Consider the following 18,528-nt stretch of genomic DNA (forward strand, 5'->3'; position numbering starts at 1 on the left):
AAGGGGATTATCTTTTATTATGTCGTTGGAACCAGTTACTCCACCTCTTGGACCGTCAGAAGAAAATCAGAGTAGTGTTACTCCTGTCCCTCCATCCACGCCTGAAGCACCTGAGCCGCCACATGTGCGTTTCTCGTTCTGGCGCTGGAGTACAACTGGAGTGATACGCGTCCTCTATCGAGCCTGGACGCGTGTGGCGGTGGCGCTCTTTCCAGAGGATTCGGCAGGAGAGCACTTTGCGCAATCGATCCATCTGCCCCTTCCCGATAAACTCAACATGAGCTGGGTGACGAAGCATCTGGCTGTGGGCGGTCGCATCCGCCCCGAAGATATCAAAGCGCTCAGCCTGGTTGGCGTCACACATGTTGTCGATACGCGTTCTGAGTACTGCGATGATGAGCAGGCGCTACAGGCCGAGGGGATCGGGCTACTCTATTTGCCAACGCCCGACACGTACCCATTGACGGTCGAGCAACTCAATCAGGGTGCCGCCTGGGTACAGGAGCGCATGCAGCAAGGTGGGCGCGTGCTAATTCACTGCGAGCATGGAGTTGGCCGTAGCGTTCTGCTCACCTGCGCGGTACTGATCGCTGGCGGGATGCACGCCCACGATGCTCTGCAACTGGTACAGCAAAAACGCTGGCAGGCCGCACCCAATCACAGACAAGTGGCGCGATTGAAAGAGTTTGAAGGAGCATGGCTGGAAGCGCGCAAGGCGTAGCGCTCAATTGCCAGAGCGACACCATCTTCCGCGTTGCTGGTCGTCACGACATCTGCGATGGCTTTGACGTTATCGGGTGCCTGACCCATAGCAACGCCCCAGCCAACGGACTGCAACATTTCGATATCGTTGTTGTTATCGCCAATTGCCATAACCTGCTCCAACGGAATCGCCAGCTGTCGTGCCAATGCCTGTACGCCACTGGCTTTGGAGCAGGCCGTATGCATAATCGTCAATTCTGCTGTGCCATAGCTGCCACGACGCGTCATATTCCAGGCACAATCGAGCAGCGAAATCTCAGGAATGAGCCTGTGGACGATCTCTTCTGAAGTGAAGGCGACAACGCGCAACGGGTCCGGCTGCCCTGTACAGCACGCAATGTAGGGCAGGCGTTGCATATGGTCGGGGAAGGTTGCGAAGTACTCTGTCACCCACTCATTGTCATATTCGCTCAGCCCGGTCCAGGTCTCCTCGATCATGCCGTTGATATGGTGTACAACGGGCTGCACTCCATGCCGCACCAGGATCTCTACCGCCTGCTGAGCAACGGCTGCCTCGATCACCTGCCGATGCAGCACGCCCCCATCGGGGTGTTCGATGATCAATGCGCCATCGCAAAGGATCACAGGAATGGTAATGCCCAATTCTTGTGCGATGGGAGCGGTATTGATATAGCGCCGCGCCGTCGCCAACGTCACAATGATGCCCTGCTGTTGGGCTGCTTGAATGGCAGTACGGGTACATGGCGTAACGTGTTTTTGTGGATTGAGCAGAGTGCCATCGATATCTATCGCCAGGAGCCGAATGTCTTGTGGAGGCATATTTGTTTTTTCCATAAAACCAGATTTCTTATAAAAAATTGCAACGGCCGGCAATCTTTGCGCCATTGCAACTTGCATATTAAGTATATGTTTTTTATTATACTCGACTTAATGACCGCTGACCAGAGGATAGGCGCTTCCTCACCGTCTATCCCATCTTTTATCGTTGTTGCCAACCTACAAATTAAACCTCATCGACCACTTTCCGTCGCCGCCGCAAGAATAAGTAGTTAGACAACGTCCTATCACCTCTGCTACAATAAATTCGTCATGAACATACAAGATCAACAAACGATACATACAAAAGAAGCGAATAATGGACTCGGTGGCGACCAGTTGCGCGAGACGGAACAGGTGATCGATGCCAGCACACGCCCGAGTTGGACGGATGCTGATAACCTGCCGTTGTTGCCAGATCAACAGCCGATCAGCACGGTACGCGATAGTCTGTACGATCTGATCCCTCTGGGGCCGCGCGAAGAGAAGCTAATCGGCACACGTGAGTTTTTGCGTCTTCAGCAAGTCCGGCAGCTTGGTTTCGTCTATCGCATCTGGCCCGGAGCGACTCACACGCGCTATGAACATAGTCTGGGCTGCTATCATCTGACGGTAAGAGCGCTACGTGCGTTGCTTCAACGCGGCGCTGATGGGGGACTGGATGGCATCCCTATCAGCAGCGTACAGGCGCTAGTGGTCGCGTCCCTGCTCCACGACATCGGCCACTATCCCTATTCACATACTATCGAAGAACTCGGCCATCCCATCCCGCACCACGAAAAAATCGGTCGCACGATTATCGAACAAAGCGAGATAGCAACTATCCTGGAACGCGATTACCACCTCTCACCAGAACGCGTGGCAGACATTATCGATCCACCGCGTCATCGAGCGATGCACTCCGGCGATCAGCTCTTGAGCCAATTGTTGAGCGGCGCGCTGGATGTGGATAAGCTTGATTATCTGCCACGTGATGCTCGCGCCTGCAATGTTCCCTATGGTGGCGTTGATGTCTCGCGATTGCTAGGATCATTGCGCATCCACCCCAATGTGCATGGACAGCCGCGTATCGTCGTTACCCACAAGGGGATCAGCCCCCTGCACTCGCTGCTGCATGCGCGTCAGGAGATGTTCGATAACATTTACTGGCACCATACCAGCCGCTCGCTTCAGGCCATGCTAGTGCGCGCCGTACAGGATGCGCTGCTTGCGGGAGCGATGCAGGCACCGCAGCTGGTCGGGCTGCATGACGCCTCACTGCTGGCATTGCTGGAAAGCGATGTGATGCCCACGAGTACGCGTGCGCTAGCAGAACAACTCACGCTGCGCCACCCTTACAAAGTTGTGCTGGAGATCAGCAGGCTGGCCGGGCGCCTCTTCAATCGCTTGGATGCCCTCTTCTGGGATCAGGAGCGCCGCCGTCGCATCGAGCAGGCGTTGGCAAGCGAGCTAGCAACGGCTCTGGAAACGGAGATTGCCGATTACGAGATTCTGCTCGATATTCCACGCCCGGAGAAATGGGAGATGGACGTGTGGATCTCCTTTGCTCACCCACCAGTTGGGATGGAGCCGCTTATGAACTGGGTAGAGGTGACAGGTTTGCAATCCGATAGCCTCGCCCTTTACGAACAACATCAACGGCGTATCCGCGTCCTCGTTAACGAACGCCTGCGCCCCCTGCTTATAGCACATCAGCACGATATTCTGTTACCCACGTTGGAGCAGATTTCATAAACATCACTTACAAATATTAAATGCTTTGGCGGATTTATACAAGTCTCGTGCAAATCCGCCAAAGCATTTAATAAAGAAAAAAGCCTTTTATGCCGCCGATGTAGGAAGTGTGTAATGCATCAGAAAATGCCAGATGGTTGCATCGGCCTGATCTTTGCTCAGATCCTTTGGCCAGACGTGCTTTTCGCCCTCGATTCGATAATGGACGATAGTAACACCACCATCACAGTCCTTCCATTCCAGCGCTGTCTCCGTGTCGCTCTGGGGAAGTGTTACGGCCTGAGGAGCGCACTTATCCAGTTTTGCCCATTGTTGTAGCCAGTCCTGCACGCCCGGTAGTTGCGTCGTCTGATCCTGGGCATCGTAGGGGATCACGTTGTCGGCGCTACCATGCTCATTCAAAATTGCCACCGGACGACCAGGATTGCATGGGCCTTCGTTATCGAAGAAATTTCCCGCCAGCGTTGCAATCGCGGCGATGCGATTCGCCAGCCGACATGCCAGCATGCCAGTCATCAGCGCGCCATTGGAGAAACCCGTTGCATAGATGCGGTTGCTGTCCACGCACAACTTCTGTTCCACGTCATCGATCACTTTGTTGACAAAAGCAATCTCATCGACGCCCTCGGTTGTGGGAGAATAGCTATCCCAGAACGTGTTTCCGTTCATATCGTGCAAGCCCTGCGGATAGGCCACGATGAAATGCTCTTTGTCGGCCAGTTGAGAGAAATTGCTATAGCCCTCGATCTCCTGCGCGTTGCTACCAAGCCCATGAAAAGCCAGAAGGAGAGGAAGCGGCTGTTGTAACTGATAATCTGCCGGGGCATGCAGGCGATAGGTGCGGGTTGTCACGCCCTTCGCCGTTTGCGGGTCAACATCCACCATCATATCTGTAGTGGAGCCGGTCGCAACGGTTGCAGCGCTATTGCAACCAGAGGTTGTGGTCGGTGGAGTTGCCGTGCCGGTTGCCCCGGGCGTCACGCTTGCATCCGGCGTAGCTGTCACACTAACGGTCGGTGTCACGGCCCCACTCTCCGCCGATGCCACGCTCACGACTTCTGGTGTGCCGGTGAGAGCCTGCCCATTTACAGGTGATACTGAAGCTGCATAGGTTGTCGCGGTGCCACAACCGGTCAGCAACAGGAACAGGCAGAACCAGCCAATCATTTTTCTGCGCACAATCTTCCTCCAAAATCTCTTTATATGCAACGGGCCATTTCCCACGCTATATATTAGCAGTAATACATGCAGTCAAGTTGTATATATATGATACGTCAGAAAGCAGAGCGATAGATACAACGGGCAGGCTCCGCCATGAAATATGACAACAGATGTCGTGTCACCAACATATACTTGTTTTATTGATTAACAAAAAGTGAACGTTTTTGCAAGAAAGAAATGAGGGTACATGATGCAATACGGGGTCACGCTGCCGCTTTCTGGCTTCGATGGCGATGTGCAACAGCTCATTGAGGCCGCACATATTGCTGAAGAGGAAGGTTGGGATGGCGTCTTTCTGGAGGATTATATCGTCTATTGGAGTGCTCAGGGGATCACATACGATCCCTGGCTGGTGCTGGCGGCCATAGCGACGCGCACAAAACGCATACGGCTTGGCCTCAGCGTCACGCCGCTGTCACGGCGTCGTCCCTGGAAGCTGGCGCGTGAGGCGATTACGCTAGATCATATCTCGAATGGCCGCCTGATCCTGGGTTTTGGCCTGGGTGATGACCAGGATAAGGGTTTTACCAACTTTGGCGATGTTGCCGACCGCAAACAACGCGCCGAGATGCTCGATGAGGGACTGGACATTCTTGCCGGGCTTATGAGCGGAAAATCCTTCAGCTACACAGGCAAGCACTACAAAGTGGACAACGTGACATTTTTGCCGCGACCAGTGCAACAGCCGCGCATTCCTATCTGGATCGGAGGCTTCTGGCCGCACAAGGCTCCAGCGCTTCGAGCGGCACGTTGGGATGGCTTTCTTCCCGCCAGTGGGCCGGATGAAAATGGCAGCAGTTTCCCCAAACCAGCTGACATACAAACGATTAAAGCCTTTATTGCTGAACACCACACCAGCACAACGCCCTTCGATATCGGCGTAGGTGGCAACACGCCCGGCAACAATCCACGCGACGCATATGCCCAGATCGAGCCGCTGATCGAGGCCGGGGCAACATGGTGGTGCGAATTTGCGCTGCCGGAACCGGGACGAACAGAGCAGGCACTCACCCGGATCAAGCAGGGTCCACCACGCGCCTGAGTGGGTAGACTGATAAAAAGAAAAGAGGTTGGCTGATCTGTTGCGGATCAGTCAACCTGAAATGGCTGTTGTAAGATGAAGGGAAGACCATCTATGCTGAAGTAACACCTGCAGTTTTTCATCAGGAAAGGGTTCCTTCATGTCTGCTTACACATTGCCAGAGTTCACGCTTGAGCGCTGGTTTGCCGAATTTGAATTTGTACCGGGCATACGCAATCTGGCGGCCAGTTGTCCTTTCTCCGCAACGACGCAAGAATTGCTCGAACTGGAAGATGCGGAAACGACCGCTCGCTATTTGCGGCTTGGCCTGGACTACGTGGAAAATCCCGGAAATGAGCGCCTGCGCCAGGGCATCGCGAACCTCTATACGACGCTTGAATCGGGAAATATTCGCGTGACATCAGGGGCCAGCGAGAGCCTCTTTTTGCTGATCCTGACGACGGTGCGACCGGGCGATAATATCATTGTGGAAGATCCCACATATGGCAACATCGCAGGAGTGGCACAGTCTCAAGGAGCAGAGGTGCGACGACTGCCTCTGCGTCTGGAACAGAACTGGAAGCCGGACATTGAGCAGCTCGCTCAGCTTGTCGATCACAAGACGCGCCTGATCTATATGACGCATTCCCATCATCCCACCGGTTCAGTGCGCACGGTGGAGGAGATGCAGGCCATCGCCAAAGTTGCGGAACGGGCTGGAGCTATTTTTGTGAGCGATGAAGTCTTTCGTTTGATCGCACTGGACGGCACGCCAGCCCCATCGGTCATCGACGTAATCGAGCAGTCGGTAGTGATCGGCGATATGACCAAGCCCTGGGGATTGGGCGGGCTGCGCGTTGGTTGGATCGCCAGCCGCAATGCTGAGATACTCAAACGGGTGAGCGCGGCACGCGACTATTCAACCATGTGTGGCAGTGCTCCGGGCGAGTTTTTAGCGGAGGTCACGCTGCGTCATACACAACAGATTATGGCTCCACGTCTGGCAGCTGCTCGGAGCAATCGCCAACGCCTGACAGATGCCATAGCAAATAGCCAGAAGCCTATCCACTGGCTCTCACCCCAGGCCGGATATACAGCGTTACTTCAACTGCCCTTCTCGACTGAACCGTTTTGCCGCTACCTGGCAGAAGAGAAGCGTTTCCTGCTGCTTCCGGGATATGTCTACGGCAAAGCCTACGAACGATTTATGCGCATTGGCTTTGGATGCAGCACAGAACGATTCACGGAAGGGCTGGAGACAATGATGCAGGTGTTGCAAGACTGGAACGGCAATTAGGCTATCTTACAGCTCCTCCTACGCTTTTGCTAGACAAAAAACGGACACAACGTTTATACTAAACTCAGGATTTTGCTTCATTTCTTCAATTATCGCAAAAGCCTGTTATCTCATCCTATTGCAAAAGCCAGGAGGTGCTGAAACAATGGAGTCATCATCTTCACATACATACGTCTTCAACCCCGAAAGCCCAACCGAATTGGCCCGCTTGATCAATCAAGACCAAATGTTGACTCAATCGATGGGTGGTCCCTTTTCGGGCCTCCCTGATACCTTTTCGTTGCATAATATCCTCGATCTGGGCTGTGGTTCTGGTGGCTGGGTGCTGGATGCCGCCCTTGCGCTGCCTCAAGCCAAAGTGAAAGGCGTCGATATCAGCCACATTATGGTTGATTATGCCAACGCACGCGCACAAACACAGCAACTCTCTAACGCCTCGTTCAGCATCATGGATATCAGCGGTCCTCTCGATTTCCCCGATGCCGGATTCGATCTGGTCAATGCGCGCGCGCTTTTTGCGGTTCTCAAGCGCGAAATTTGGCCATCGTTTCTCAAAGAGTGCTGGCGGATGCTGCGCCCGGGTGGTTTTTTACGCCTGACGGAACCGCTCGATGTTGGTCATACCAGCAGCGCCGCCGTCAACCGGCTTGGAGCGCTCTGCACACAGGCGATCTCACAGAATGGCTATGGCTTTGCTCCCGACGGGACATTCTTCGGCGTTGCGCACCTGATGGCGCACTGGCTTCAGGAGCAAGGCTATCAACACATCCACAAACAGGCGCACCCCTTAGACTTTTCAGCGCACGCAGATCCCTGGGCAAACCAGTATCATAATATCGAAGTGCTTTATTATCAGTTGAAGCCATTGATCGTCAAGATGGGGCTCATCGCCGACTTTGCTTTTGATCGACTGCAACAGCAAGCACTGGCCGATATGCAACGCGAGGACTTTTTTGCGCTGAGCTTCTCGCTCACTGTTATTGGTCAGAAACAGGGACGCTAAGCAACCGAACCTACGTAGTATAATGGGAGCTGATAATCTGGCATACTATTCTAGTTACACGAACTGAGGAAGCGAAATTTTATGCGACGAATAGCGATACTGGCAGAAGGTGCCTTTGAGTGGCATCATGGAAAAACGGCGACGGGAGTTATCAAGTATGGACAAGATCCCATCGTTGCGGTGATCGATCGTGCGAATGTGGGAAAAGATGTGGCACAGGCGCTCAATGCTCCCTTCGGACAAGGCATCCCTGTGGTACGCGATATTTATGAGGCGTTGAAACTCGAACCAGATACACTCTTGATCGGCGTGGCTCCAACCGGAGGAGACCTGGACCCGATCTGGCGCTCGCAAATCCTGGCCGCAATCGAGGCAGGACTGAACATTGTGAGCGGGCTGCATTTCTTTCTGGCGGATGACGCAGAACTGAGCGAGGCCGCAAACAAATATGGAGTGACTATCTGGGATGTGCGCCGCGTTCCCGACAAGAAGCGTGTGGCACAGCTGGTGCCGCATCGCACTGGAAGCAAGACGATTCTGATGGTGGGATCGGATTGTGCCACCGGCAAGATGTCAACTGCACTGGAGCTGGATATCGAAGCTCGCCGCCGTAATCTCGACAGTGCCTTCGTCGCCACTGGACAGACCGGCATCATGATCTCTGGCAACGGCCTCCCGGTTGACCATATCATCTGCGATTTTATTGCAGGCATGGTCGAAGAGATGGTTCTCGACTTTGCCGACAAGCACGAGTGGGTGTTTGTGGAGGGCCAGGGAGCGCTCAATCATCCTGGCTATGCCCCGGTGACGCTGGGCCTGATTCACGGCTCAAATCCAGATGCTATGATCTTCAGCCACATCGCGGGCCTCACCACCGTTGATGGCTATGAGAACGCCCCGTTGCCATCGCTCAAACGGCTGATCCAGATGAACGAAGAGGCTATTAGCTGGATTCGCCCGGAGCCACCCAGCAAAGCTGTTGGCATCGCGCTCATTACCCATCGTTTGAGTGAGGAGGAAGCGCTGGCCGAAATCAAGCGTGTCGAAGAAGAGACGGGCCTCCCCACAAACGACCCCATGCGCTTCGGCGTCGCCAATCTGATGGATGCGCTTGAGAGACACTTCGCCGAGTAATACGTATCCACAATTTCGTATTACTTATTCAATTCGTAGTTGCGTGTTAACACGCAACTACGACATATCACCCCTCGCTTACATCCTGCTCTTCTTGTTGCCACTCAATAAAATTCTTCTCATGCCTGACCCATTGCCTGATAAATTGTTGCTGCTCAGATGAGAAACCTCGTGCATCCATTTCAGCTTGCACTTCTTCAGCTGGAATAGATTCAAAACGAGCGAGGAATATGTAGTGGATTAGGTTGTAGAAGGGATGTGGTGCTTGTTTGATCACATTCAGAATTGGTGGTAAATCAGATGAATTACACAATTCTAATAAGAGAGCAAAAGTAGTAAATAATCCCCAAAGAGCATCAGCGTCTACAATCCACATGACATTATCGTTCTCAAGAGGACTTAAGTTAACCCATTTCCGAGCTTGATCTTGCACAGCATGATATAAATTCATAAAATTGATGGGCAAAGAAGATATAAACACAGACCCCAAACGTTTCAATATATCAGTAGCTATACGTTTTCCTTCCACATCAAATTCATCATATATTGTATAAAGAATGTAGTTCATTACAGCATCCATAATAGAAATATAAATAATCATTCCATATACACCGGTAATCGTCTTAGTAAAAAGGCTATTGATACCATGCAATTGTATCAATTTGTCGATGTTGATCTTTTCGTTCCAAAGCATGTAGTAACAGAGGAAAAGAGAATGGGAAAGTACTAATTCAAGCTTATCCGAACACAGATCGAGGATATTTTCAACTAGTTTTCCCCATTCCTCCGGTGCTCCCTGTTCTAACGATTGGCATATTTCTAGAATCACACACATTTTAATCTGATCTTTCCCCTCTAAAACCTGCATAAATAGCCTATATATAGCATTTATAACTATTGTCTGGTTTTCATAAGCAATCAATCTTACTTCTCTTAATATATCATTCCCAACAAATCTTCTTTTAGATTCCCTATCATTCTCCATCTGTAAAGTACCCTCCACCACAACAGATCTCATACAAGCAGTAATAATCTCTCTCGTTACTTCAGGAGCAGGAACCATAAAGCCAAGACATCGGATTGCAAAAGACAACAAATTCCAATATGCATTCCCCTTCGCCTTGCCAGCACGTTTTATAAGGGCAGATAGCAGCTTATCTCCTGCATTTTCCGAATTTCTATTTAATATCTGAAAAGCAAGCTGAGATACTACATCCCACTCTCTTTTAGCAATTCTGGGGGCTAGAACAGTAAGCAAAGCCGCAGGAGTAGAATGATTGCGCACCAGATACCAGGCCGTGAAATATTCGAGAAATGTCTGGTGTGTAAATTGATAAAGGCTTTCACCATCTTTTTCTGTGCCAGTATCAGTAAAGACCCAGGCGCGGCCCCGACAGAACTCGATAAACTCTCGCGCCGCCCTCTCAGCTTCATCAGGATCGTCAAAGCGCTTTCTCTGAAGATACTCCGCAGCCTTCGCTATGAGCCTTCTTTCTGACACGCCGCTCCGTAGTCCTTCATCGGCGTAAATCCAACTCGCCAAGTACATCATCGTTGGGCGTATATGTGTCTCAAACGGGAGGGCGACCCGAATATTACGGCTCTTATCCCAACGTTCAAACAACATTGTCGCGCACTTATCGTACACATCAGGACGGTTTCTAGGCAGATAGTTCTCGCCACGATAAATATTACACATCAAGGCAAGCATCAAAGGATTGGAGCGCAAATCTGTAAGATTCTCGCTTTCCTCAAGGAAGGCGTCAATTTTCTGTTGCTGTTCCTTCTGCGTCACTCCCACGTCAGCCGCAGCGAACCACTTCTGTACATACTCATTCACCTGCTCGTTATTAAATGAATCCAGGCGAAACACCTCGAATAGATGCTCATCCAGTGGAGCCTGTTCATAACCAACCTCTCTGGACGTGACCAGCACAGGCACAGCTGGGTAGAGATTACAGAAAGATTGCACGTCGTCACGAATCTCCTGTCGATAGCTGGTTTCTAGCAATTCATCCAATCCATCGAAAATAACGAGAGCACTCCCATTCACCAGGAGATATTCCAACGCTCCATCAGGGGCAGGAGGAAGCTGATAAGTTGCCTCTACCTCGGTCTCAATATATTCTCGAATAGAACACCGATGCTCTTTCTTCTCCGCTCCATAATTACGCAACACGACAAGAATAGGCGTTAGCTGCTCTCGACCAGCAAAGAGGCGTTCAGAATAATACGCCGCGATATCATGACAAACTTTTAGCGTGAACGTTGACTTTCCGCCACCTGGATTGCCTAGCAGCACGGCACGATAGATACCAGTAAGGAATGCCTGAAAAGTAAGCCTTTCATTTTCTACATCTTGCCTCTTACTAGAGACTACTGCAAAATTTGGACTGACATACAGATCGTCAATAGGCAACTGGCGGGCAGAATCAAAGTTCGGGGGCTTGATATATCCGTGCCGCTGGCTCACCTGCATACGATATCGTTTCTCAAAATCATAGATAGCTGGCATATCTAACGATTGTTGTGAGATGAAAAAGTCGAGTTTCTTCTGGATGCTCGCTACCTCGCTATGAAGAACATTATGGCGAAAGACAGATAACGCTTCGTGGGCGGCAAGAATGCCCTGTTCAGTCGCAACCCGCAGCGCAACATTGCAACTTTTGAGCAGCGCTTCAAAGAGGTAATTGGCAGCCTCGGTAGTCTTTTCAGGAGTGAGCGCTATACTAGCAGGATAGTCAGTAATAAAGCGAGTGAATAGTATCGCAAATATCTGTTGGAGCGTTTGCTGGCTTTCCTGATATTCGTTGTTACTAAATAGCACATAGGTAGCATATATCTGGCGAACGATCTCCTCTACTTCGGGCGAACGTAAAAATAATGCAATAATCTCCTCTCCTTCGTCCTCCCAACTTACGTCGTTTGCGACTGTGCAAACGGCATTGCGAAGAATTGGCTCCAGAGCAGTCTTTTCCTGCTCCCATTTTTGAAGAAAATCTTTCCCGATAAGCTGTTTTCCTGCTTCTTTGCCAGTTATGGCGATCAATGAGGTGAGAGCATTAGTGAGGACGCCAAGCAGAACGGAGAGAGTATTGGGATCGATATCCATAATTTGCCTCCTTGCCATGTATGCACCCAGATATAACATTAACATTAAAGAACATATATCTATAACAAAAACGTATTGACGCAGCATTTTTCAAAGAAGGCATTTCAACATAGGAAGGTAGAACTATTGTATGTTTGAATCACAATTCTTTGATATACAAAATACTTGCCGCTACTAACTGATATTTCCCCGTTAATAGCGGCAAGCGATCATTATTTTCAGGCTTCTATTATGTTATTGATGTGGATACAGTATTTATGCTGATTGTGATGGCAGACAGGAGGGTGGAACTGGTAGTTGCCAGCTCAGAATTTCTTTGCCGACCTTGATTGTGGGGGTGCTGGTAAGTACTCGCAAGATGTCGGCGTGAACCTGATCAATGCTCTGGTTGCCATTGACTGTGACGAGCTTCTGCTGCTTTCTGTAATAATCGAGCAAGCAAAAGGTCTCGTTGAAGAAGATATTCAACCGCTTCTGCACTGCTTCCCCTTTGTCGTCGGAACGTTGATAGAGCTCACTCCCGTCAATATCGCAGACACCAGAGACTTTGGGAGGACGAGTTAAAGAATTGTAGACGTGCTGATGTGCGCGGCAGATCCACCGACCGGAGAGCCGCCTCAGCAGTTCATCGTGAGGAACCTCCAGATAGACAGCTCGATCAATACGCTTTCTCATCTGTTGCAGATTGCTATCCAATACCTGCGCCTGAGCAATCGTACGTGGGAAGCCATCGAGCAGAATGCCAGGGAGACAATCTGGCTGGGCGAGACGTTCTAACACCATTGCCACCGTCAACTCATCAGGAACCAGTTCCCCCCTATCTAAAAAGACTTTTGCTCGCAGACCGGAGGCCGTTTGCTCTTGTAAGGCTTTGCGAAATAGATCACCGCTTGCAATATGGCACACACCGAGAGCTGATGAAAGCTTCGCCGCCTGCGTACCTTTGCCCGATCCCTGTGCGCCGATGAGAATAATGTTCACGCTTTTTTCTCCATAACCCTTGCTCTTACGCATGATAATACACTAGCTTACGAAATTTTTGGATACGAAAAATTGCCAGCATGATTATTGTAATAACTGGTATGTCAATACAGCAATACTATTCTATAAAAGATTTTTCACCTATCTATCACCGTAGGCTTATACATAGGTCAGCTGATCCGTGTCTTCTCATCATTGCTCCCTCTTGCAAAACAGGCGTATGATAGAGAGCGAACAAGCCAGCATCCCCTGTTGACATATAACTATTTCTTAAAGGAGTGACCCATGCATATCGACGCCAAACCGGTTGACTTTACGCTCTCCACGCCGTTTCGTATCTCGCGTGGCGTGCAGTATACATCGCCCAACGCGATTATTCAGGTGACACATAACGACTACACAGGTTACGGCGAAGCCTCCCCTTCTGAATACTACGGCGAGAGCCAGGAAACGGTGCTGGCCTGTATCGCACTATTTGCCGGTAATCTTGGTAACGATCCATTCGAGATCGAAGAACTTCATCAGCGCCTCGACAAGATTATTCGCCTCCATCCCTCAGCGAAAGCTGCGGTGGATATGGCGGTCTACGATATTATGGGGAAAATGCTGGGTGTGCCGGTCTACAAGCTGCTGGGGGCCACCGCCAAACGAACCCCGCATACCTCGTTCACTATCGGCCTCGATACGCCTGCGCAGATGGCAAAGAAGGCGTTGCTGGCGAAGGATTATCCTATCCTTAAAATCAAGGTGGGGACGCGTCACGATCTCGACATCATTAAAGCTATTCGCGACGTGACCAATGCTGTATTGCGCGTCGATGCCAACGCTGGTTGGACACCCAAAGAGGCCATCAAAAATATCGAAGCGCTGCTCCCATACAATATCGAATTTGTGGAGCAGCCTGTCGCCTCCCATGATCTCAAGGGATTGAAGATGGTGCGCGAGAACTCGCCTCTGCCAATCATTGCCGACGAGAGTTGCATCACGGTCGAAGATATTCCCCGCGTTGCCGATTGTGTGGATGGGATCAACATAAAGCTAATGAAATGTGGCGGCATTTTGCCCGCGCTCAAGATGATCCATGTGGCGCGTGCACATCATCTCCGCATCATGCTTGGCTGTATGATCGAAAGCTCGCTGGCAATCACAGCTGCGACCCATCTAACCCCGCTGGTGGACTATGCCGATCTGGACGGACATCTGTTGATTGACGACGATATCTATGATGGCGTGAAAGTGGAAAACGGTAAGCTTATTCTACCGGAGCGGCCCGGCCTCGGCGTCATTGAAAAAGCATAATCAACACACAAATGAAGAGGCGACGCGGAATCCCCCTGGATTTCCGTGTCGCCTCCTTAACGCAGACCAATCATCAAGGGGATTATGGAGCGTTCTTGGGAATATCGGGCGTGGCAACATGCCATTTGCCACCAAGACCCTCGCCAGTAGTCTGGCCCGCTGCGGTATCACCAACGTAGGTATAGAGCGGATGGTCGTTATAGATTACCTGTTTGCCATTGGCGTTGGGATAGATCTCCAATTCGCCCGGCAACTTCGGTGTGGCGGCAGGATTTCCGGTCGCGGCAAACAACAGTGGCGGCCAGTTCTGCGCACAACCGCCTGTGCAGGCAGTCTTCGAGGCAGTATCGGGATCATAGTAATAGAGCGTCATCCCTTTAGCATCAGTGAGAATCGTCTCTGACTTCCCACCAACGGTGGCTGAAGCTGTTTTTACCACCACATTGCCCGTACTGCTCGTCGCGCTTGTTGGTGTGCTGGCAGGCGCGGTCGTTGCGGCAGTAGTCGGCGCGCTTGTTGGGGTACTGGCAGCCGCACTCGTCGAAGATCCTGTATTCCCTGTTCCTCCACCACAACTACTGATAACCATGATGACCATGACAAAAACGAACAAAATTCCGGCACGCTTTAACGTCCCCATTGGCAAACCCTCCTTGTGGCACTCGCCCAATCCTCTTGAACGGCGAGGCACCCAGTATCGTTCTCAGGATACGATCTGGCTTACTAGCAGGAAAGACGGACTGTCATACATAATACAATACGACATCTCTTACACACAACCGTATGAGTTCTCTAAATAGATGCAATGCCTTTCACTTCATGGAGCAGCTCGCGCGGGAGTGGGCGCTGACGTACATTCACGGATTACGACACAGCCACTCTTTCCGGCTTGTGAGCGAAGTGAGCAGGATCATTCCATCACCAACTACTCATACGAGAGAGGGTTACAGAGGGAGAAATGGGACGATAATTATCAATAAAAACAACAAACCGTCCCCCGATTTGCAAGAGACGAGAGACGGTTTATCGATAAAAAGATGAATACTAGCTTGCACGTTGGAAGCGGCGCATTTTACGCTGATGCGCAGCTGCTTTGCGTTTGCGTCGTGCCTGAGGGCTCTCATAATGAGAACGTCGGCGAGCCTCGGCCAGAATGCCAGCCTGTTGGACTTTACGATTAAATTTCTTCAGCGCAATTTCAAATGTATCGCCCGGATTGATCTTTACTTCACTCACAGCGATCACCAGCGCGATCTGCTATTACGATTGCCGCCAGAGCGACCTGCGCTCTGTCCCTGATAGCAATCGCTGCAATAGACTGGTTTGTCACCGCGAGGCATGAAAGGAACCTGCGCCACGTTGCCGCAACTGGAGCAAGTGGCCTCATACATCTGGCGGCTCTCGCGACGTGCGCCACCACCACGATTATTGTTGTAACCACCATTTGCTTTACGGGCCGCACGACAGGAAGGACAGCGTTGGGGAGTATTGGTCAGACCACGACTTGCGTAAAACTCTTGCTCTCCGATAGTGAAGACAAATTCTTCGTTGCAATCGCGACAAACCAGTGTTTGATCACTTAATGCCATTGTTTTCTCGATTCTACAGTTCAAATGTCTCTTGTTCACGTGTACGGCGCGAACTTGCGTGGTTGCAATACCAGGCCATTACCTCCGAACGCAACAAAGCACTATACAACGTCTCTGAGTATATCATACTTGTGCCACCAAAACCACTATTTTCTGATTCTTTCTTTCGTTGACCACCCGATAGTACTGCAATCTGAGCCGTTTTTCCCCGTCCTCACCTGTGCTATAATACGAACGATAAGCAGTTCATTTTGCTAAAACTGTAGCAATAGAGAGGATAAGCATGCCCACACGAAATGACGCGTATACGTTGATGACAAGCCATGTGAAGAATGAAAACCTGCAAAAACATATGCTTTCGGTTGAGGTAGCTATGCGTTTCTATGCCCGCAAATACGGTGAGGACGAGGAACTCTGGGCTATGACCGGGCTATTGCATGATTGCGATTATGAAGAATACCCTGATCTCAATGAGCATACTCAAGTGGCAGCCGGCTGGTTGCGCGAAGGTGTCTATGATGAACGCATTATTTATGCAATTCTGGCTCATAACGATCTCAATCAGGCTACGCACCCACGCACTGATCTCCTCTCGCGTGCGCTCTCCGCGTGCGACGAGATTACAGGAATGATTACAGCCACAGCCCTTGTTCGTCCCGACAAAAGTATCCTGGGGCTACAGGTCTCTTCGGTGCGCAAGAAAATGAAGACGAAGGGTTTCGCTGCGGGCGTCCATCGCGAAGACCTTGTGCGCGGGGCTGAAGAGCTAGGAGTCGATCTCAATGAGCATATCGCCTTCGTGATCGAGGCGATGTCGAGCATTGCAGATACATTGGGGCTGGCAGGCGTTCAGGAGGCAGCATCCCACTAATTGAGGCGATTTCTCCTCATACGACGTGTTTCTTGTAGATGATCATGCAACGGCACCACCAACAACACCGACCATCGCAGCAATTCTTCACGGTAAGCGAGCTTGCTCAATTTGAGTATTGCCCGTTGCTCTGGTGGCACGAACAATTTGATCCGCTGGCGCAATCTGATACTGAAGAGTTGTTTGCACGCATGGTTGAATTAGAACACGATCACGGCCAACCAGCAACTACTCTGCCCGATTATCAGGTTATCGAGCAGTTGCTCTTGCGTCGTGGTGCCTTTGACCCCGACCAGCAGGACCATACCGACGATGATGAAGTACTCAGCGAACGAGAGGAAGAGCTGATTGAGCCGGTCCATCGCAGCAGCTATACTCGCACTCTGGCGCTAATCGCTCTGGTCCTGCTGGCTCTGGCACTACTCCTGATCGGTGTGTCTTTCTTGCTGACGAAATCTGGTGGAAACATCTTTCCAATGGCTGTGCTGCCTATGGGTCTGGTTCTGCTGGTCATTGCGCTGATCCTGCTGCTTCTGCTCCTGAACGAACGCCACTTTCAACAGGATCGTCTGGAAAACCAGCGCCGCCACGATCTGGGGCTACCTTCAGGCGAGCTTGTCTACGAAGATGCCGATGGAGAAGGCGAACCGCTTTCCTCTAGAGAGACTCCCCTGGCAGGGAAACCCACATACATCATACAGTTGCAAGATGGTCGCCCTGTTCCGATTGAGGTCAAGCCAGGCGTACAGAACCTCAAGCAGCCGGAGAGCAACCATATCGTCCAGATTGGCGCGCATTGTTTAATTCTGGAAGACTATTTTGACGAACTACCAACACATGGCGTTCTGCGCTATGCTGACCGCGAGTTTGTCGTCGATTATACGCCAGCTCTGCGCAAAAAAGTGCTGCGCCTCCTCAAAGAGATGGATAACTGCTCCGAAGACCATCCTCCAGCGCTGAACCGCCAACGGGCCGCCAAGTGCCGCGCCTGTCTGTTTCAGCCAATTTGCCCCGTTGGACAGAAGAACTAACACGGTTGAAAAAGTACCTCAATCATGCTTCTTGAACAGAAGTGCCTGAAACATGTACCTGACCGCTTTTTGTATCCTCAAAAAGAAAAGCTACAGTGAGATTATCTATTTGAAAGCAGGAAAAAAGACCAATGACCACATCTCCCCCTCCTTTCACAGACCTTGTGGCCGACCTCTCAAATCCCCAGGTGAAGGTGCGGCGCGCGGCAGTCAAACAATTACTAGGCAAGTTGCAAGATCCGCATTACCTCCCCTCGCTCTTACCATTCCTGACCGATCAGAGTGGAAGTATACGATCTCAGGCCGTGGAAGCGATAGGGCGATTGAAAGATCCACAGCATCTCTCTCTGCTCCGGCCGCATTTGAACGACTCCCATTGGGCGGCACGCCGGGCTGTGGTGGAAGCGATGGGCGAATTGAAAGATCCTCAACACATCGAGCTGCTCTCATCGCTCCTAACCGATCCCGATTGGGGAATACGGCACCATGCGGTCGAGGCAATAGGCAAGTTACAAAATCCTGCCCATACTACCCTTCTCTCACCATTGCTGGCTGATTCAGATAAGCGGGTCCAGCAGAAAGCTACTGAGGTGATACGCGCTTTGAAAGCAAAATAGTATGCTGCTTATAGCTGTGCTGTCTGGCAAAACTTTAAAGGAAGAGGAACAAGATGCTCCCGATTTGACATCCGACAAG

At 51.0% G+C, this 18,528-nt stretch carries 17 protein-coding genes; 10 read left to right on the forward strand and 7 right to left on the reverse strand.

The genetic code is table 11. From position 1 onward, the window contains the following. Positions 1-19 precede the first annotated feature (19 nt). Positions 20-721 (forward strand): protein-tyrosine phosphatase family protein, encoded by a 702-nt coding sequence (locus K3T83_RS11645; RefSeq protein ID WP_220203136.1) that lies wholly within the window; start codon positions 20-22, stop codon positions 719-721. Here K3T83_RS11645 and K3T83_RS11650 read toward each other — a convergent pair. Continuing rightward, positions 658-1,542, reverse strand: a complete 885-nt coding sequence (locus K3T83_RS11650; RefSeq protein WP_220203137.1) for a Cof-type HAD-IIB family hydrolase — start codon at positions 1,540-1,542, stop codon at positions 658-660. The two genes, K3T83_RS11645 and K3T83_RS11650, sit on opposite strands and share 64 nt — an antisense overlap. Positions 1,543-1,812: 270 nt before the next feature. On the opposite strand from K3T83_RS11650, the gene K3T83_RS11655 reads away from it, so the two are divergent. Beyond that, on the forward strand, positions 1,813-3,273 hold the full coding sequence (locus K3T83_RS11655; RefSeq protein ID WP_220203138.1) for an HD domain-containing protein: 1,461 nt from the start codon (positions 1,813-1,815) through the stop codon (positions 3,271-3,273). Positions 3,274-3,360: 87 nt separating this feature from the next. On the opposite strand, the gene K3T83_RS11660 is transcribed toward K3T83_RS11655, so the two are convergent. Further along, positions 3,361-4,452: an extracellular catalytic domain type 1 short-chain-length polyhydroxyalkanoate depolymerase gene (locus K3T83_RS11660; RefSeq protein ID WP_220203139.1), complete on the reverse strand. Its 1,092-nt coding sequence runs from the start codon at positions 4,450-4,452 to the stop codon at positions 3,361-3,363. 229 nt (positions 4,453-4,681) lie between these two features. On the opposite strand from K3T83_RS11660, the gene K3T83_RS11665 reads away from it, so the two are divergent. The 4 genes from K3T83_RS11665 to K3T83_RS11680 all read left to right on the forward strand — a co-directional run bounded on the left by K3T83_RS11665 (position 4,682) and on the right by K3T83_RS11680 (position 8,949). Further along, positions 4,682-5,536, forward strand: a complete 855-nt coding sequence (locus tag K3T83_RS11665) for an LLM class flavin-dependent oxidoreductase (protein ID WP_220203140.1) — start codon at positions 4,682-4,684, stop codon at positions 5,534-5,536. A 139-nt stretch (positions 5,537-5,675) separates the two neighbouring features. Then, complete coding sequence (locus tag K3T83_RS11670) at positions 5,676-6,812, forward strand: aminotransferase class I/II-fold pyridoxal phosphate-dependent enzyme (protein WP_220203141.1); 1,137 nt, start codon at positions 5,676-5,678, stop codon at positions 6,810-6,812. 145 nt (positions 6,813-6,957) lie between these two features. Beyond that, positions 6,958-7,815: a class I SAM-dependent methyltransferase gene (locus K3T83_RS11675; protein ID WP_220203142.1), complete on the forward strand. Its 858-nt coding sequence runs from the start codon at positions 6,958-6,960 to the stop codon at positions 7,813-7,815. Positions 7,816-7,896: 81 nt separating this feature from the next. Continuing rightward, a complete protein-coding gene (locus K3T83_RS11680) occupies positions 7,897-8,949 on the forward strand; it encodes an N-acetyltransferase DgcN family protein (RefSeq protein ID WP_220203143.1) in 1,053 nt (350 codons plus the stop codon). Positions 8,950-9,016: 67 nt separating this feature from the next. Here K3T83_RS11680 and K3T83_RS11685 read toward each other — a convergent pair whose 3' ends face one another. Then, complete coding sequence (locus K3T83_RS11685) at positions 9,017-12,061, reverse strand: NACHT domain-containing protein (RefSeq protein WP_220203144.1); 3,045 nt, start codon at positions 12,059-12,061, stop codon at positions 9,017-9,019. Between the two features lie 255 nt (positions 12,062-12,316). Then, on the reverse strand, positions 12,317-13,042 hold the full coding sequence (locus tag K3T83_RS11690) for an adenylate kinase (protein ID WP_220203145.1): 726 nt from the start codon (positions 13,040-13,042) through the stop codon (positions 12,317-12,319). Positions 13,043-13,327: 285 nt separating this feature from the next. Between K3T83_RS11690 and K3T83_RS11695 the strand changes: the two genes are divergently transcribed. Then, positions 13,328-14,341 carry a dipeptide epimerase gene (locus K3T83_RS11695; RefSeq protein WP_220203146.1) on the forward strand — a complete coding sequence of 338 codons (1,014 nt, stop codon included), beginning with the start codon at positions 13,328-13,330 and terminating at the stop codon, positions 14,339-14,341. Positions 14,342-14,423: 82 nt separating this feature from the next. Here the strand turns inward: K3T83_RS11695 and K3T83_RS11700 are convergent, their stop codons facing one another. From K3T83_RS11700 to K3T83_RS11710, 3 genes are all read right to left on the reverse strand, one after another. Next, on the reverse strand, positions 14,424-14,981 hold the full coding sequence (locus K3T83_RS11700) for a COG4315 family predicted lipoprotein (RefSeq protein WP_220203147.1): 558 nt from the start codon (positions 14,979-14,981) through the stop codon (positions 14,424-14,426). 404 nt (positions 14,982-15,385) lie between these two features. Next, positions 15,386-15,577, reverse strand: coding sequence for a 30S ribosomal protein S21 (gene rpsU / locus K3T83_RS11705; protein ID WP_220203148.1), 192 nt, complete (start codon positions 15,575-15,577; stop codon positions 15,386-15,388). 5 nt (positions 15,578-15,582) lie between these two features. After that, positions 15,583-15,930, reverse strand: a complete 348-nt coding sequence (locus tag K3T83_RS11710) for a zinc-ribbon domain containing protein (RefSeq protein ID WP_220203149.1) — start codon at positions 15,928-15,930, stop codon at positions 15,583-15,585. Positions 15,931-16,213: 283 nt separating this feature from the next. Here K3T83_RS11710 and K3T83_RS11715 point away from each other — a divergent pair, with 283 nt between their 5' ends. The 3 genes from K3T83_RS11715 (at position 16,214) to K3T83_RS11725 (ending at position 18,449) form a co-directional block, all read left to right on the forward strand. Further along, positions 16,214-16,801 (forward strand): HDIG domain-containing metalloprotein, encoded by a 588-nt coding sequence (locus K3T83_RS11715; RefSeq protein WP_220203150.1) that lies wholly within the window; start codon positions 16,214-16,216, stop codon positions 16,799-16,801. Between the two features lie 44 nt (positions 16,802-16,845). Further along, on the forward strand, positions 16,846-17,832 hold the full coding sequence (locus tag K3T83_RS11720) for a CRISPR-associated protein Cas4 (protein WP_220203151.1): 987 nt from the start codon (positions 16,846-16,848) through the stop codon (positions 17,830-17,832). Positions 17,833-17,963: 131 nt separating this feature from the next. Beyond that, entirely contained in the window at positions 17,964-18,449 is a 486-nt protein-coding gene (locus K3T83_RS11725) for a HEAT repeat domain-containing protein (protein WP_220203152.1), read from the forward strand. The last annotated feature ends 79 nt before the right edge of the window (positions 18,450-18,528 follow it).

The organism is Reticulibacter mediterranei, from assembly GCF_016587455.1.

Coding starts and splice junctions, on each gene's coding strand:
- K3T83_RS11650 (WP_220203137.1), bottom strand. CDS start 1,542: ATGCCTCCACAAGACATTCGGCTCCTGGCGATAGATATCGATGGCACT.
- K3T83_RS11725 (WP_220203152.1), top strand. CDS start 17,964: ATGACCACATCTCCCCCTCCTTTCACAGACCTTGTGGCCGACCTCTCA.
- K3T83_RS11720 (WP_220203151.1), top strand. CDS start 16,846: ATGCAACGGCACCACCAACAACACCGACCATCGCAGCAATTCTTCACG.
- K3T83_RS11710 (WP_220203149.1), bottom strand. CDS start 15,930: ATGGCATTAAGTGATCAAACACTGGTTTGTCGCGATTGCAACGAAGAA.
- K3T83_RS11685 (WP_220203144.1), bottom strand. CDS start 12,061: ATGGATATCGATCCCAATACTCTCTCCGTTCTGCTTGGCGTCCTCACT.
- K3T83_RS11695 (WP_220203146.1), top strand. CDS start 13,328: ATGCATATCGACGCCAAACCGGTTGACTTTACGCTCTCCACGCCGTTT.
- K3T83_RS11665 (WP_220203140.1), top strand. CDS start 4,682: ATGATGCAATACGGGGTCACGCTGCCGCTTTCTGGCTTCGATGGCGAT.
- K3T83_RS11700 (WP_220203147.1), bottom strand. CDS start 14,981: ATGGGGACGTTAAAGCGTGCCGGAATTTTGTTCGTTTTTGTCATGGTC.
- K3T83_RS11670 (WP_220203141.1), top strand. CDS start 5,676: ATGTCTGCTTACACATTGCCAGAGTTCACGCTTGAGCGCTGGTTTGCC.
- K3T83_RS11680 (WP_220203143.1), top strand. CDS start 7,897: ATGCGACGAATAGCGATACTGGCAGAAGGTGCCTTTGAGTGGCATCAT.
- K3T83_RS11645 (WP_220203136.1), top strand. CDS start 20: ATGTCGTTGGAACCAGTTACTCCACCTCTTGGACCGTCAGAAGAAAAT.
- K3T83_RS11655 (WP_220203138.1), top strand. CDS start 1,813: ATGAACATACAAGATCAACAAACGATACATACAAAAGAAGCGAATAAT.
- K3T83_RS11675 (WP_220203142.1), top strand. CDS start 6,958: ATGGAGTCATCATCTTCACATACATACGTCTTCAACCCCGAAAGCCCA.
- K3T83_RS11715 (WP_220203150.1), top strand. CDS start 16,214: ATGCCCACACGAAATGACGCGTATACGTTGATGACAAGCCATGTGAAG.